Source organism: Amedibacterium intestinale (assembly GCF_010537335.1).
Lineage (GTDB): Bacteria > Bacillota_I > Bacilli_A > Erysipelotrichales > Erysipelotrichaceae > Amedibacterium > Amedibacterium intestinale.
The window spans coordinates 239036-254783 of the sequence record NZ_AP019711.1; the positions used below are offsets into that span (position 1 = coordinate 239036).

Consider the following 15748-nt stretch of genomic DNA (forward strand, 5'->3'; position numbering starts at 1 on the left):
TAAGTATAGCACTTTTTCTTTAGGAAATGAAGAAGTCAGAAGATTTCAAATAAGAAATTAGAATTTCTTTCTTATTTCTTGCAGGGTCTTCCATTACGTACTTATAGAGAATATCTAGTTGTTCCTGTATTTGTTTTCCACTATATCCTAAACGGATAAGATCATTTCCATTTATGTCTAATTCTTTTTTGGTAACATAATCATGTTGCTGTTCCATTAGATGAAGCATGTTTTTGCCTTGTAGTATGATTACAATCTTTTCTTTTACTTTTTCTTGATTTTTGGCATGATCATCTGCCAGCTGTATGTCTAGTGCTTGTCTTGCAAAGGAAAAATCATAATTAAAATAGGAAAGAAATTTTCTTAAACATGCTTTATCCAGTGTGATGTAGGTATCATGATAACGAATAAGTGTACATACTTTTTGAATTGTTTTTTTATCATATTTTAAATCTTGCATATACTGTTTTGCTTTTTGTTCACTAATAAGGGCATGATGTTTATAGTGAGCAATTCCTTGTTTATCTATAATTTCGCACTCGATCTTTCCTAAATCATGAAAAACAATAGCGAGTTTGCTTTCGAGTGGATAACCAATTGTATGATTTAAAGCAATGTCTGTATGTGTAAATATATCATAACAATGCCATGGGGTAGGCTGTGTGTGATCATAAAGTGATTCGTAACCTGGAAGAATATAAGGTAAAACATAATTCTCTTTTAACATGTTTAATGTATTGCATAATTCTCCCATCAGCATTTTATTAAATTCATTTCGTATTCGCTCTTTTGAAATATAGGTTAACAAAGAAACGCTTTTTCGCAAAGCCTCTTCTGTCTTTTTTTCGATAGAGAAGTGCAGTGTGCAATGAAAACGTAAAGCTCTTAGAATACGTAAAGCATCTTCTTCAAAACGCTTGTGAGGATTTCCTACACATCGGATTTGTTTGTTTTTAATATCTTCTATACCTTGAAAAGGGTCAACAAATCCTTTTTCAGGATGCCAGGCAATCGCATTCATTGTAAAATCTCTTCGCTTCAGATCTTCTTCTAAAGAAGATGTATACGTTATGCTGCCGGGATAGCGATGGCTTTGATAATTTTGTTCTGTTCGATATGTCGTAATTTCTACAATTTTATTATTACAAAGAACACCTATGGTGCCATGTTTACTACCTGTTGTTATTGTTTTATATCCATGATTATGAAAAAGATATTGCATGATTTCAGGTGTTGCATTCGTTGTTAGATCATAATCATTGCAGGATTTGTTCATTAACATATCACGAACGCAGCCGCCAACCAGCCATATCTCATATTTGTTATTTTCTAAAATCTTCATTATAGAAGAAACATCATGTGGAATCGTGTTATTCATGGTTTTTACCTCATAATTATTATATAATGATGATGATAAAAATGAAAAGGAGATTCTATGAAAAAAATTGTAGAAATTACGCATGATATACTAAAAACGTATTTCATAGAAAATTGTGTATGTGTAGACTTTACAATGGGACAAGGATTTGATACGCTATTTTTAGCAAAACAAAAAGAAATTTCTCATGTATATGCATTTGATATTCAGCCACAGGCAAAGAAGATTACAGAAACCCTGCTGGCACAGGAAAATTGTCTTGAAAAAGTTGATTGTATTCTTGATGGGCATGAGCATTGTGATACATATGTCACATCTTATCAGGCAGGTATTTTTAATTTTGGATATTTTCCACAGGGAGACAAAAACATTACAACATTACTAGAAACAAGTAAAATAGCAGTAGAAAAAGCGTTAAAACTGTTGAATGTTCATGGAGCACTTGTGTTGACTTTATATCCAGGACATGAGGAAGGAAAAATGGAAAGCTGTTACTTTGATACATGGTGCAAAACTTTGCATTCTCGCTATTACAGTGTCATGAAGATATGTATGCAAAACAAAAAAGATGCACCATATGTATTAGTTATTGAAAAAATCAAGGAGGAAAGAAAATGATAAAAGCAGTTGTTTTTGACATGGATGGGGTTTTGGTAAACAGTGAACCGGAAAATTTACGTATCTTAAAAGAATTTATGATGGAAAATGAAGTGGAGCCAAGTGATGAATTTCTTGCATCTTTAATAGGTACTTCTTATGATGTAACTTGTGAAAAAAGTGCAGAACTGATGGGAAAAGACTGGACAATGGAGGCTTTTCGAGAGGGGTATGAAGCATATGATTTGCAGCATCCATATGATTATGGAAAAGTATTGAATCCACAGGTAAAGGAAACTTTAGATTGGTTAAAGGAACATGAATATCGTATCGCATTGGCAAGCAGCAGCCCAATAAGATTAATATATAAGATGCTGGAAGAGTGTGGTTTGGAAGAATATTTTGAAGTGATTACAAGCGGAGAGAATTTTGACGAAAGCAAACCAAATCCAGAAATTTATTTACATACGATTGAAAAATTAGGATTACAGCCTTCAGAATGTATGGCAGTAGAAGATTCCGTATATGGTATTGAAGCAGCTCTTCGTGCGGGCATGGAAGTTTGTGCATATCGTGATTATGAATATGATATTGATCAAAGTGCTGCTGATCATATCGTTGATCATATGCTGGATATAATAAAGTATTTATAATGTAAAAAGCAGAAATTCTCTGCTTTTTTTCTGCTCATAAGTTATTAGAATTGTTGTGTTTGCGGATTATAAAGTACATAAAAAACAGAATAAGGATGAGGCAGATTGTGAAAAATAGTAGAAGGAAATAAAAAAATATATTTTTTAGCACTCTTATATTGACAGTGCTAAAAGAAGTGTTATAATACAGTTAGCAATCAAAGTGATAGAGTGCTAAAAAGGAGTGTGATATCATGAATTTTGAAAAAATGAGTGAAAAACTGCAGGAAGTCATTATGCATGCTGTGGAAATCTGTAAAAGTTATCAGCATGCAAGTATCGATACGATACAAATGTTGAAAGCAATTTTTGAAAATGATGTATTGGATGGCTTGTTAAAACGTTTGCAGATTGATAAAACACGTGCTTTGCAGATGATTGATGAGGAAATGGGCAGAGTGGCACGAAGTTCTAATGTAAATCCTCAATTTACTAATGAAGTAGTGTCTTCTTTTACAAAGGCACAGCAGTGGAGCGATAGTGTACAGGAGACATATTTAAGTGTTGCCAGTGTATTTATCAGTCTTATGTTTAACAAATCTTATATCTCAAAGAAATTGGTAAAAGAGTTTCATTTGAAAGAAGATGTCTGTAAGGAAGAAGAGTTAAAACGTCGTGGGGGAAAGAAAATGGATTCTCCAAATGCAGAAAGCAATGTAGAGGCTTTAAGCAAATATGGAAGAGATTTAGTTGAAGATGTTAAAAATGGAAAAATTGATCCTATCATTGGACGTGATGATGAAATTCGAAGAGTGATTCAGATCTTATCTCGTAAAACCAAAAACAATCCGGTGCTGATTGGAGAGCCTGGTGTTGGGAAAACAGCTGTTGTAGAAGGAATTGCATGGCGTATCATGAAAGGTGATGTGCCTGGCAGCTTGAAAGATAAGAAACTGATGGAATTGGATATGGGTTCTTTGATTGCCGGTGCAAAATATCGAGGAGAATTTGAAGAACGTTTAAAAGCTATTTTGGAAGAAGTAAAAGCAGCACAGGGAAATATTATCTTGTTTATTGATGAAATCCATAATCTTGTTGGTGCTGGTAAAACAGAGGGCAGTATGGATGCTGGAAATATGCTGAAACCTATGCTGGCACGAGGAGAACTTCGCTGTATTGGTGCGACAACGTTTAATGAATATCGTCAATATATTGAAAAAGATGCAGCACTGGAGCGACGTTTCCAAAAAGTAATGGTACAGGAGCCAACGGTAGAAGATACCATTAGTATTCTTCGTGGACTAAAAGATCGCTTTGAATCTTATCATGGAGTAAAAATCTTAGATGAAGCTTTGATTGCGGCTGCGACTATGTCCAATCGCTATATAAGTGATCGTTTCTTGCCGGATAAAGCTATCGATTTAGTTGATGAAGCCTGTGCAATGCTTCGTGTAGAAATGGAATCTATGCCGCAGGAACTGGATGAATTGCAGCGTAAGATCATGCAGCTTCAGATTGAAGAGACAGCTTTAAAGAAAGAAGAAGATAAGAAATCCAAAGAGCGTTTGGAAGATATTCGCTCTGAGTTAAATGAACTTCGTGCAAAAAAAGATGTATTATATACAAAATGGGAAGATGAAAAAGCAGAATTAGAAGAAAGCAAAGATGCGAAAGTTCGTCTTGAAAAAGCTCGTTTAGAATTGGAACAGGCACAAAATGAAGCACGTTATGAAGATGCCGCAAAATTACAGTATGCGACAATACCGCATTTGGAACAGTTGATCAAGAAGCAGGCAGAAAAAACAAAAGATGAAAATGCTTTGATTCAGGAAACGGTTAATGAAGAATTGATTGCGAAAATTGTTTCCAGATGGACAGGAGTAGAAGTATCTCGATTGGTAGAAAGTGAACGTCAAAAACTGCTGCATCTAAAAGAAGCTTTACAAAAACGTGTCATTGGACAGGATACAGCACTAGAATTAGTCAGTGATGCGATTTTAAGAAGCAAGGCACAGATTCAAGATGAGAATCGACCTATTGGAAGTTTCTTGTTTTTAGGACCTACCGGTGTTGGTAAAACAGAGGTTGCGAAAGCTTTGGCAGAACAGCTGTTTGACAGTGAAAGTCATATCGTTCGTATTGATATGAGTGAATATATGGAGAAACACAGTGTATCTCGTTTAATTGGTGCTCCTCCAGGATATGTAGGATATGAAGAAGGTGGACAGTTAAGTGAGGCAGTACGTAGAAATCCATATTCTATTATCTTGTTTGATGAAGTGGAAAAAGCACATCCAGATGTCTTTAATGTATTGCTTCAGATTTTGGATGATGGACGTATTACCGACAGCAAGGGAGTTACGGTTGACTTTAAGAATACATTGCTGATCATGACAAGTAATTTAGGAAGTCAGTTTGCCTTTGATAAAGAAAACCAGCAGGAAAACTATATGAAAGAAGTAAAGAAATACTTCAAACCTGAATTTATTAACCGTATTGATGAAATCGTTGTATTTAATGCATTGAATGATGATATGCTAGGTAAGATTGCTCATAAATTTATGAACGAATTATCTCAGCGTTTGAAAAATAAAGATATCCAGCTGCATGTAAGTGATGCTGTATATTACAACATCGCGACACAGGGGGTAGATCCAGTATTTGGAGCTCGTCCTATGAAACGATATATTCAACGTAATATTGAAACTTTGATTGCGAAAAAGATGATTGAAGGAAATGCAGGAAAAGATGATATTGTGGATGTAGATGTAGTGGATGGAGAATATGTAGTAAATATTCGTCATATGGATGCATAAGGGATGGGGATTTCCCATCCTTTTTAAATGTGTTAAAACATGTTATTTAAAAGGGATATCTTGAATTTTAAAAAGGAAAAGGGTAAACTATACTGCAGATGTGCCAGAAAGGAAAGATGGTTTATGTTTGGGTATGTTGTTGTGAACAAGCCGGAATTAAAAATAAAAGATTTTGATACGTATCAGTCTTTTTACTGTGGCTTATGCCAGCAGTTAAAACAACGTTTTGGACAATTCTCACGACTCGCATTGAATTATGATATGACATTTCTGGCTATTCTGTTAAGTGGATTATATGAACCAAAGACAAAAGAAAGAAAGATTCGCTGTATACTACATCCTGCACATAAAAAAGATGTTTTAGAAAATACTTATATTACATATGCTGCAGATATGACGGTTTTGTTGACGTATTTAAAATGTCAGGATGATTGGGAAGATGAGCATTCTTATAAGGCAAAAGCATTTCAGAAAATTCTGCATCGGCAGTATCAAAAAGTCTATGAGAAGTATCCTGAAAAATGTGATATCGTAATACAGGCTTTAAAAGAAAGTTCCTCTTTGGAAAAAGAAAACTGTGATGATTTAGATAGGATGTGTGCGTTAAGCGGGAAGTTTATGGCAGAGATTTGCTGTTATAAAGAGGATGCATGGATGCCTTATCTTAAAAAGATGGGAGATTATCTAGGCAGGTTTATTTATTTGCTGGATGCATACGATGATGTAAAAAAAGATAAAGAAAAGAATTTGTATAATCCATTAAAAAATAAAGATGAAAAACAACTGGATACATGGATACAGCCTGTTTTAGAAATGCTGATTGCGGAAAGTGCAGATGCATTTGAAATGCTTCCTATTTTGAAATATGAGGATATTTTAAGAAATATATTGTATTCCGGTGTCTGGGCAAGGTATTATACGGTAAAAAAAGCAAGGGTAGGAGAAGAGAATGGATCCTTATAGAATATTAGGTGTTTCAAGAGATGCCAGTGAAGAAGATATTAAAAAAGCATATCGCCGTTTGGCAAAACAGTATCATCCGGATGTAAACAAGGAACCGGGTGCAGAGGAAAAATTTAAGCAGATTCAAAATGCCTATCAGCAGATCATGGATATGAAAAAACATGGTGGAAATGATTTCTGGCAGCAAAGTTATCAGCAAGGCTATGGAAATTATCAGCAGGGCTCTTATTCTAATGATTATCAAAGTGTTATCAGTTATTTGAATATGGGACAATATCAGGCTGCTTATAATATTCTTGTAAATATACAGGAAAGAGGGGCAGACTGGTATTATCTATTTGCAATTGCGAATTATGGAATGGGCAATAGCATTGCGGCCATGGAGGCAGCAGAAAAAGCTTGTGAAATGGATCCCTCTAATCCACAGTATCGCCAGTTATATGCACAGCTGCAGCAGGGACGTGCCCGCTATCAAAATATGCAGCAGCCATTTGGTTCTTTTAACTCTAACTGCTGCTGTCAGCTTCTTTTACTAAATATGTGCTGTGGTGGAGGATGTTATCCACTTTGCTGTTGTATTTAAGTACAGTGTTTTTACATTGTGCTTTTTTTATGAGGTAAGTTTTTTTTAGCTTTATTGACAAATGAGAAAATTCTGCTATACTTAGCCTGGGCTAACAGACAGAAAGAAGTTGATGTATATGACATCTTTAAATACAATTCAGCCAGGAAAATCTGGTATCATTAAAACCGTTGGTGGAGAAGGGGCTTTAAGAAGAAGACTTTTAGATATGGGACTTACACCTGGAACCCATGTAAAAGTAAATAAAATTGCTCCTATGGGAGATCCGATGGAATTATATTTACGTGGCTATGTTTTGACACTTCGTTTAGATGATGCTGCAAAAATTGAAGTAGCGGAGGTGGAATGATGGCAGATATTACAATCGCCTTAGCTGGTAATCAGAATTGCGGGAAAACGACTGTATTTAATCGCTTAACAGGAAGTAATCAGCATGTAGGTAATTTTCCCGGTGTTACAGTGGAACAAAAAACAGGAAAGATTCGTAATTTTTCTTCTGCTGTACTTGTTGATTTGCCAGGGATTTATTCGCTATCTCCTTATACAAGTGAAGAAGTTGTAACGAGGGATTTTATTGTCAAGCAGCATCCGCAATTGATTGTAAATGTTGTTGATGCGACAAATATTGAACGTAACTTATATTTATCTCTTCAGTTGATGGAACTGCAATGTCCTATGGTTATTGCGTTGAATATGATGGATGAAGTGGTAGAAAGCGGAAATAGTATTGATGTGGAAAAACTGTCTGCCTATTTAAAAGTTCCTGTGGTTCCGATTTCCGCAAGTAAAAATGAAGGAATTGATGATTTGATTTCTGTCATGAAAAAAGAAGTGCAGAAAAAAGAGATTCCAAATCCTGACTTTTGTAAAGGGGAAGTGCATCGTGCGATTCATGCGATTGCTCATATCATAGAAGATCATGCAAAGGAAGCAGGTTATCCTACTCGTTTTGCTTCTACGAAACTGGTAGAAGGGGATGAACCAATGCAGAAAGAGTTGTCTTTGCATAAAGATGATTTGGATATTATTGAAAAGATCGTTTCCAGCATGGAAGATGCCCTGCATACCGATCGAGAGGCTGCTTTAGCAGATATGCGCTATTCTTATATCGAAGAAGTCGTAGCAGTTTGTGTAAATAAAAAGAATAAAAGTTATGCACAGGAAAGAAGTGAAAAACTAGATCGTATCTTAACACATAAATATCTGGGGATTCCTTTGTTTCTTCTTATTATGCTATGTATTTTTTATTTAACATTTGGACCAATTGGTGGAAATTTGCAGGCTTTGCTGGAGCAGGGAATTGATTGGACGATTCCCTCATTTAATGATCTTCTTGTGTCATGGAATATTAGTGAATGGCTGCGTGCTCTTTTGATTGATGGAGTTTGTCAGGGGGTAGGAAGCGTATTGTCTTTCCTTCCTGTTATCGTCGTATTATTTTTCTTTTTATCTTTACTGGAAGATAGTGGCTATATGGCACGAGTTGCGTTTGTCATGGATAAAGCATTACGTAAAATTGGATTAAGCGGACGAAGTTTTGTGCCGATGTTAATTGGTTTTGGATGCAGTGTTCCTGCAATCATGTCCGCAAGAACGTTAAGCAGTGAAAGAGATCGTAAAATGACGATCGTTGTTACTCCATTTATGTCGTGCAGTGCAAAACTTCCTATTTATGGTATGATTACAGCTGCTTTTTTTCCAAACTATACAGCTCTTATTTTAATTAGTGTATATCTTATAGGAATTTTAGTGGCAATTCTTTCTGCCTTATTATTAAAATCTACCATATTTCAGGGAGATCCGGTTCCTTTTGTATTAGAACTTCCAGCGTATCGTATTCCACAGCCTAGAAGTGTATTCTTACATATATGGGAAAAAGCAAAAGATTTCCTTCGTAAAGCTTTTACCATTATTTTTATCGCATCCGTATTGATTTGGTTCTTACAAAGTTTTGATATGTCATTTAACTATGTTAGCGATTCATCACAAAGTATTCTGGCTACCATTGGTTCTGGGCTGGCACATATTTTTGCGCCGTTAGGTTTTGATGACTGGAGAGCATCGACTGCCTTGGTAACGGGTATTACTGCCAAAGAAAGTGTTGTATCAACGTTATCGGTATTAACCAATACAACAAGTGATGCAGGATTAAGTGCTGCGCTTCAACAAATATTTACCCCTGTATCTGCTTTTGCATTTTTGTGTTTTACGGTTTTGTACATGCCATGTGTGGCAGCATTTGCAGCTACCAGAAGAGAACTTGGTTCTTTGAAACAGGCAATCTTTACAGCATGTTATCAAACTGGAATCGCTTATATTACGGCATTTGTGATTTATCAGCTGGGAACACTTCTTTTGGGATGACAAAAGGATAAAACTTTCATATACTATAGTTAGGAAGTGATAAAATGAATCCTGCAGATATTATCGTCAGTATCGTAATTATCATCGCATTGGTGATTGCGTTTAAGGCAACACGATCTAAGAAAAGTAATTGTTCAGGATGCAGTTCTAATAGCTGCAGTTCTTGCGGCAGCTATTCTGATTTATATAAAGAATATAAAAAAGATCATCCAGATAAAAAGTAATTCTTATCTGGATTTTCTGCTTTTTGTGTGATTGTTAGAAAGTATACATATGTGTTATACTATTAGTATAGAAATTGTTGAAAATGAGGTGATGAAATGCATTCCATATATCCGCTTGTCGTATCTTTGCTGGCAAATGTAATAGCACAGGTTTTAAAGCCGATTGTTTTGTATATGCGAACACAGAAATTTGATGTGCATCAATGTATAGCAAGCGGCGGTTTTCCCAGCTCTCATAGTTCAACAGTAACAGCATTAAGTATTTCGATTGGCTTAAGTGAAGGATTTGATTCTGCTTTGTTTGCGATTACCTGCGTGTTTAGTTTTATTGTTGTATATGATGCAGCCAATGTGCGCTATTATGCTGGAAAAAATATTCAGCTTACAAAGCAGCTGATTAGTGATTTGGAAGAAATGAAAGGCTTAAAATTTTCAGATCCTATTTATCAGGAAAGATTGAAAAGTGTACTTGGACATAAATATGTAGAAGTTATTGGCGGTATAGTTTTAGGGGCTATTTTGCCATTGCTTCTATATCCGTTATTTTACAGTTAGTGAGGTTTATATGATGACAAAAGAAGAAGAAATTAAAAAAGTAATTGAAAAGATTCGCCCTTATATCCAAAGAGATGGTGGAGATGTGGAATTTGTGTCTTTTAAAGATGGAATCGTAGAAGTACGTATGCTTGGCGCATGTGTTGGCTGTATGTCTATTGGAGATACTTTAAAAGATGGTATTGAAGCGATTTTGATGGATGAAGTAGAGGGTATTGTTGAAGTTGTACTTGCACAGGATTGAAAAAGGGCGATTGCCCTTTTTTAATACCCTAAGTTTTCTTTTACTAAAATTACACGAAGACGATCTTCTTTATCGTAATTTATTTTTACATAACTGGAACATATACGATCTTCACTATAACACTGTGTACAGCTGCCTGTAAAACGACATGGTGTTTTTTTATTTAAACGCATACAGTTTGCAGGAGCAGCAATCGTACGTATCCGCTGTATAGCACTTTGTTCATCTTCTACGATTTTATTATATCCGGCAACAATAATGACTTGTTTAGGTCCAAAGATCATCGCACTCACACGATTTCCATGACCATCAACATTGATAAGTTCTCCTTTCATGGTAATCGCATTGGCACTGCATAGAAACGTATCTGCATAAAAAGCTTTTCGTGCCTCTTCATCACTTTCCTGTTTGCTCATTGCAGGATCGCTGTGAGAGTGGAAGGTTATGTTACGGTGATGTAAAGTTTCAATAATGCCACATTCCTGAAGACTCATAGAACCACCATCACAAACAAGGCTATGATCTTCAATTAAACTGTTTACCAGCTGATTGGCTTCTTCTTTGTTTTCTGTAATATATGTTTTGATATGCTGCTTTTCTAATGCTTCTTTGCATTTGTTTACACGTAAATTAATAAATTCTTGTTTTGGTTCTAACATTGTGTATCCTCCATTTCTTTGTATTCCTGTCCTAACTCTTTATAGTGTTTCGCATTGTGTAAAATGCTTTCTATCTGTTCTTGAGTGATTTCTTTTTTTATTTTTGCAGGACATCCCATAACAACACTGTTTTCAGGAATTATCATATTTTCAGGGACAAGCGCACCAGCCGCAATGATACTGTGTTTTCCAATATGTGCCCCATTTAAAATAATAGCTCCCATACCAATCAATACTTCATCTTCTATATGTGCCCCATGTACGATGGCCTGATGACCAATCGTTACACGATTTCCAATGTACAACGTATGATGTAAATCAGTATGTAAGGTACAGTTGTCTTGGATGTTTGTATCCTTTCCTATGTAAATTTCATCACTATCGCCGCGAATGACGCTGTGATACCATACACTGCTTCCTTCCTGTATCGTTGTCTTTCCAATAACGACAGCATTTTCTGCAACAAAGCAGGAATCATGAATAGTAGGATATGTTTCTTTATACTTTTTTATCATAATGACATCTCCTTTTCTAATTCTATTATAAATTGAAAATGGAAATAGAGATATATCTTTTTTGATAATTTGTCCTATGGTCTTTTTCTAATAAGGGATATCGTGGTATAATAAATAAGAATGAAGCGAGGTGGTCATATGCGCTACATGGTAGGAGAAATAGTGGAAGGTGTTATTACGGGTATCAAACCTTATGGGGCTTTTGTTTATTTGGACAGTCAACATAACGGATTGATTCATATTTCAGAAATTAGTGAGCGCTTTGTACGTGATGTACATACCTATGTAAAAATTAATCAGCGTGTTAGGGTTAAGATTCTGGATGTGGATGAAGACAATACACACTTTCGTTTATCTTTAAAAGCTGTAGCAAAAAAGAAACCGCGTTCGTTTGGAAAAAGCCGCATCATTCAAGAACTTCCGGAAATGAAAATAGGATTTTCATCTTTGGCAGAAAAGCTACCGGAGTGGATCAATGAAGCTGTTTCATAAAGTAAGGAGATTAAAATTATGATGAAATTAGACACAAAACATGCGTTTTTGAAAGAGGACATCTTATCTTATCAGGATAAAGTAAATGCTCATCATGAAGCATTGATGAACAAAACAGGAAAAGGAAATGATTTTGTTGGATGGGTAGAATGGCCAAACAATTATGATAAAGAAGAATTTGAAAAAATTAAAACAGTAGCTGCAGAAATTCGAAACAAATGTGAAGTATGTGTTGTATGTGGAATCGGTGGTTCTTATTTAGGAGCACGTGCTGCGATTGAAATGATCAATGGGCTTTACAGTAAAGATAAAGTAGAAATGATCTTTTTAGGAAATACATTCTCATCTTCTTATATTGCACAGGTATTGGATTATATCAAAGATAAAGAAGTGTGTGTTAACGTTATTTCTAAATCAGGAACAACAACAGAAACTTCTTTGGCATTTCGTTTCTTGAAACAGTTTATGGAAGAAAAATATGGAAAAGAAGAAGCTTGTAAACGTATTGTCGCAACAACAGATAAAGCAAGAGGAACTTTAAAAGCGATTGCGGATAAAGAAGGGTATGAAACATTTGTCATCCCTGATGATATTGGAGGACGCTTCTCTGTGATTACTCCAGTTGGTTTATTCCCAATTGCCGTAGCTGGAATTGATATTGATGCGATCATGAATGGATTGAAAAAAGCATATGATGATATGGCAGATCCAGATTTAACAAAAAATGATGCCTATGCATATGCCGTATGTCGTAGAATTTTAGAAAATCAAGGTAAAAATGTGGAAATGCTTGTAAGCTATGAAACACAGATGACCATGGTTGCGGAATGGTGGAAACAATTGTTTGGAGAAAGTGAAGGAAAAGAAGAAAAAGGAAATCTTCCTACAAGTGCAAATTTCTCAACAGATTTACACTCTTTGGGGCAGTTTATTCAGGAAGGTAAGAAAGTTTTATATGAAACTTTATTGTTAGTAGATAAACCTATGAAAGATTTAACTTTCCCAAGTGATCCTGAAAATGCAGATGGCATGAATTATTTAGCTGGAAAATCTGTTGACTGGGTAAATAAAATGGCTTGTCAGGGAACATTGGAAGCACACGAAGTAACTGGTGGAGTTCCAAATTTAATTCTTACAATGGACGATATGAGTGCAGAAAGCTTTGGATATATGTGCTATTTCTTCTTCAGAGCTTGTGCAATGACTTGTTATTTGTTAGATATTAATCCATTTAACCAGCCAGGTGTAGAAGTTTATAAGAAAAATATGTTCCGTTTATTAGGGAAAAACTAAGAAGTATATATATAACATAAAAGGTGCCTGAAAAGGCACTTTTTCTGTATAGATGTAATTCAGAATAAATTTTGGTATTTTATAAGAAAAGACGCTGATTTTCAAGCGTCTAGTTTATTGTTTTTTGTTTATTGGTGATAAATATAACCTAAGAATTTAGTGTTGCATTTCCTGAAATGTTGGTCGAATTCTCTTATCTTACACTTTGATGACAGTTTTAATTTAAATTGTCTATCTTTTATCAATAAATCTAATTCTATATCTAGATCAAAGGTTCCTTAATTTTCACTGCTCTACATATTAATCCATTTCTAGGGAAGAAAATAGCTTTCTTTTTATCTCTAAATGGTAGTTTTGTTGTTAAGCTTAGAAATAAAAATACCCTCATTATCTTAAAGATATTGAATCCTCATAAAGAGAATGATATATTGAAGAAAAGAAAGAATAGGAGGTACAGAAAAATGATTACAATATTTAATAGAAAAGAACTGATTTCTACGTATTCTATGGAACAACAGGCACAGATTCGAAGTCTGTTGGCAGCAAATAATATTCCTTATTATATAAAAACAGATACTGGTACAAATACCGTATTTGGTTCAGGACATGGAAATCCAACTGTCAGTTGTCAGTATCGAATATATGTACATAAAGATGATTATGATAGATCAGTAGGAATAATTAATTTACTAGGGGAAAACTAACTGCATGAATATAGCGGAAAAGTGCCTGAAAAGGCACTTTTCTTGTTTCTATAAAATTAGGATGCTATTTGTTTTACAAGATGATGAATGTCACAAAGAATCAATCAAAAGGGTACCACATCAATTGAACATTGCCTTTTTTAAAGATTTCTCCTTTTGGAATATCTTTTTCATCTTTTAAGAATTTAGACCATACCATCTGCTTATCAGCTTGTACTATCTCACTGCCTTCATAATCATAAAGAAGGTTGTTTTTTGTATCAAAGATATAATACATCGTATGCAATCTACTATCTGGAGAATCCCAATTAATCCATGTAATATATCTCTTGGAAACTGTTAAACCATCAGTTGAATTCATTGCGAAATATGGATCTATCTCATCTTTATCTGGGTAGTATTCAAAACAATATGTTTTACTATCTTCTCTGGTTACAAAGACATACAGCTTTTCCCCATCTGACTTTAATTCAGATATATATCCTTCTTTTAGATTCCCTTTAATTAAGATTTCTTTTTCTTTGCTGTCTGTATCAAATTGAACTAGTTCTGTAGTTAATTCTTCATTATCTATTTGCAGATAATATAGTTTATCATTCAAGAAACAAGGAAAACTAACGGATTCTTTATCTTCAAAGATATTCAGTTTTTTAGACTTGAAATCATATATATAACCATTGTAAGTGAATCCTTGTTCATCATTAGTCTTATCACATAGGAATAAGTATGCTTTATCATTGTCGATAACTGCTTCATCAAAAACTAAAGTACTTAATTCCTTGCTTTCTTTGATTAAAGTTGATTCTTTGTATTTAAAATCATATACATAATATTTGAAATTGTTTCCATTTACTATTTCACGAAAAATTAAATAGTCATCCGATACAGCTAATATTCCAATTGTATCCGTTTCAGACTGTTCTTTCATAGTGTATAATACTTCTTCTTTTTTATTCTTTATATCATAAGACTTAATGATTCTTTTTTCAGTTCCTATGAGTACATTATTATTAGTCAATTTTAAAGGAACCATCATACAGTCGATAGGTATAGAATTTTTTAATAAATCATTCTTATCCGCTTTTTTAAGTTCCTCAACTTTTGGCATAGAATAATCAAAATCTTTCGTATTTAGAATTATTTTATTATCTGAAAAACTACATGCTGTAAGTAAAAACACGCAGACACAAGTTAGAAAAAGACGTCTGCAACGTATGAAAGCATATTTCATCAAATTCTCATTCTTTACATGCCTTTGAAAAGGTAAAAACGAGATAAAAGTAAGAATAGAAAGAAGCAGTGTCGATATTTTTTTAAACATAATGATTTCTCCTTTATCTAATGATTATTACACATCTCTTTTCTAAATAAATAATAGCATCTATTGTTATTTATTACAATACTTGCTATTTTTTATTTTTGTCTTATAATAAAGTTAGAAGTTAAATAAAAAAATGGAGGTGTATACTATGGAAAGAAAAATTCTGTTTATCGTAATATGGTTCATTATTGCAGTATGTTTATTTCTAGGAGGTGGTTTATTTGAAACTTTGGTTGGTTCATTAAATGATTACACTGGACAAGCAGATAGATGGATCTATGGTGCAATCACTTTAAATACACTTGTTACTGCTTTCTTTGGTTTTCTCATTTGGAAAGAATTAGCAAAGCTAAATAAACAAAGATAGCCTTACTTCAATCTAACAATCTGTATTATTAATTTTAGAAA

The 15748-nt window shown here is 34.2% G+C and carries 18 protein-coding genes; 14 read left to right on the plus strand and 4 right to left on the minus strand.

Annotated features, from left to right (window positions below):
- Nucleotides 1-19: 19 nt before the first annotated feature.
- On the minus strand, nucleotides 20-1378 hold the full coding sequence (locus tag A9CBEGH2_RS01195) for a CCA tRNA nucleotidyltransferase (protein WP_118361277.1): 1359 nt from the start codon (nucleotides 1376-1378) through the stop codon (nucleotides 20-22).
- Between the two features lie 57 nt (nucleotides 1379-1435).
- Between A9CBEGH2_RS01195 and A9CBEGH2_RS01200 the strand changes: the two genes are divergently transcribed.
- The 10 genes from A9CBEGH2_RS01200 (at nucleotide 1436) to A9CBEGH2_RS01245 (ending at nucleotide 10356) form a co-directional block, all read left to right on the plus strand.
- On the plus strand, nucleotides 1436-1996 hold the full coding sequence (locus A9CBEGH2_RS01200; RefSeq protein ID WP_115714438.1) for a tRNA 5-(aminomethyl)-2-thiouridylate-methyltransferase MnmM: 561 nt from the start codon (nucleotides 1436-1438) through the stop codon (nucleotides 1994-1996).
- Nucleotides 1993-2628, plus strand: a complete 636-nt coding sequence (locus A9CBEGH2_RS01205) for an HAD family hydrolase (protein ID WP_163104148.1) — start codon at nucleotides 1993-1995, stop codon at nucleotides 2626-2628. The genes A9CBEGH2_RS01200 and A9CBEGH2_RS01205 overlap by 4 nt, the downstream gene beginning before the upstream one ends.
- Before the next feature lie 233 nt (nucleotides 2629-2861).
- Complete coding sequence (locus tag A9CBEGH2_RS01210) at nucleotides 2862-5423, plus strand: ATP-dependent Clp protease ATP-binding subunit (protein WP_163104149.1); 2562 nt, start codon at nucleotides 2862-2864, stop codon at nucleotides 5421-5423.
- 123 nt (nucleotides 5424-5546) lie between these two features.
- Nucleotides 5547-6386 carry a DUF5685 family protein gene (locus tag A9CBEGH2_RS01215; RefSeq protein WP_118276712.1) on the plus strand — a complete coding sequence of 280 codons (840 nt, stop codon included), beginning with the start codon at nucleotides 5547-5549 and terminating at the stop codon, nucleotides 6384-6386.
- Nucleotides 6373-6969, plus strand: coding sequence for a DnaJ domain-containing protein (locus tag A9CBEGH2_RS12565; protein WP_163104150.1), 597 nt, complete (start codon nucleotides 6373-6375; stop codon nucleotides 6967-6969). The genes A9CBEGH2_RS01215 and A9CBEGH2_RS12565 overlap by 14 nt, the downstream gene beginning before the upstream one ends.
- 118 nt (nucleotides 6970-7087) lie before the next feature.
- Nucleotides 7088-7318: a FeoA family protein gene (locus A9CBEGH2_RS01225; RefSeq protein WP_115714442.1), complete on the plus strand. Its 231-nt coding sequence runs from the start codon at nucleotides 7088-7090 to the stop codon at nucleotides 7316-7318.
- The gene (feoB, locus tag A9CBEGH2_RS01230; protein ID WP_163104151.1) at nucleotides 7318-9333 is read left to right on the plus strand and encodes a ferrous iron transport protein B; all 2016 of its coding nucleotides are present in this window, start codon (nucleotides 7318-7320) and stop codon (nucleotides 9331-9333) included. The genes A9CBEGH2_RS01225 and feoB overlap by 1 nt, the downstream gene beginning before the upstream one ends.
- Before the next feature lie 44 nt (nucleotides 9334-9377).
- Nucleotides 9378-9557 (plus strand): FeoB-associated Cys-rich membrane protein, encoded by a 180-nt coding sequence (locus A9CBEGH2_RS01235; RefSeq protein ID WP_118361267.1) that lies wholly within the window; start codon nucleotides 9378-9380, stop codon nucleotides 9555-9557.
- A 96-nt stretch (nucleotides 9558-9653) separates the two neighbouring features.
- Nucleotides 9654-10112 carry a divergent PAP2 family protein gene (locus A9CBEGH2_RS01240; protein ID WP_118276691.1) on the plus strand — a complete coding sequence of 153 codons (459 nt, stop codon included), beginning with the start codon at nucleotides 9654-9656 and terminating at the stop codon, nucleotides 10110-10112.
- Between the two features lie 10 nt (nucleotides 10113-10122).
- A complete protein-coding gene (locus A9CBEGH2_RS01245; protein WP_115714446.1) occupies nucleotides 10123-10356 on the plus strand; it encodes a NifU family protein in 234 nt (77 codons plus the stop codon).
- A gap of 20 nt (nucleotides 10357-10376) precedes the next feature.
- Here the strand turns inward: A9CBEGH2_RS01245 and A9CBEGH2_RS01250 are convergent, their stop codons facing one another.
- Complete coding sequence (locus A9CBEGH2_RS01250) at nucleotides 10377-11015, minus strand: lactate utilization protein (protein WP_115714447.1); 639 nt, start codon at nucleotides 11013-11015, stop codon at nucleotides 10377-10379.
- Nucleotides 11009-11530 (minus strand): gamma carbonic anhydrase family protein, encoded by a 522-nt coding sequence (locus A9CBEGH2_RS01255; protein WP_163104152.1) that lies wholly within the window; start codon nucleotides 11528-11530, stop codon nucleotides 11009-11011. The genes A9CBEGH2_RS01250 and A9CBEGH2_RS01255 overlap by 7 nt, the downstream gene beginning before the upstream one ends.
- A gap of 138 nt (nucleotides 11531-11668) precedes the next feature.
- Between A9CBEGH2_RS01255 and A9CBEGH2_RS01260 the strand changes: the two genes are divergently transcribed.
- The 3 genes from A9CBEGH2_RS01260 (at nucleotide 11669) to A9CBEGH2_RS01270 (ending at nucleotide 14019) form a co-directional block, all read left to right on the plus strand.
- Nucleotides 11669-12022, plus strand: a complete 354-nt coding sequence (locus A9CBEGH2_RS01260; RefSeq protein ID WP_115714449.1) for a CvfD/Ygs/GSP13 family RNA-binding post-transcriptional regulator — start codon at nucleotides 11669-11671, stop codon at nucleotides 12020-12022.
- Nucleotides 12023-12040: 18 nt separating this feature from the next.
- Nucleotides 12041-13315: a glucose-6-phosphate isomerase gene (locus A9CBEGH2_RS01265; protein ID WP_163104153.1), complete on the plus strand. Its 1275-nt coding sequence runs from the start codon at nucleotides 12041-12043 to the stop codon at nucleotides 13313-13315.
- A gap of 461 nt (nucleotides 13316-13776) precedes the next feature.
- Nucleotides 13777-14019, plus strand: a complete 243-nt coding sequence (locus A9CBEGH2_RS01270; protein ID WP_115714451.1) for a putative signal transducing protein — start codon at nucleotides 13777-13779, stop codon at nucleotides 14017-14019.
- Nucleotides 14020-14119: 100 nt separating this feature from the next.
- Here A9CBEGH2_RS01270 and A9CBEGH2_RS01275 read toward each other — a convergent pair whose 3' ends face one another.
- Nucleotides 14120-15340, minus strand: a complete 1221-nt coding sequence (locus A9CBEGH2_RS01275) for a hypothetical protein (protein ID WP_115714452.1) — start codon at nucleotides 15338-15340, stop codon at nucleotides 14120-14122.
- Between the two features lie 148 nt (nucleotides 15341-15488).
- On the opposite strand from A9CBEGH2_RS01275, the gene A9CBEGH2_RS01280 reads away from it, so the two are divergent.
- Nucleotides 15489-15707, plus strand: a complete 219-nt coding sequence (locus A9CBEGH2_RS01280; protein ID WP_163104154.1) for a hypothetical protein — start codon at nucleotides 15489-15491, stop codon at nucleotides 15705-15707.
- Nucleotides 15708-15748: the final 41 nt, after the last annotated feature.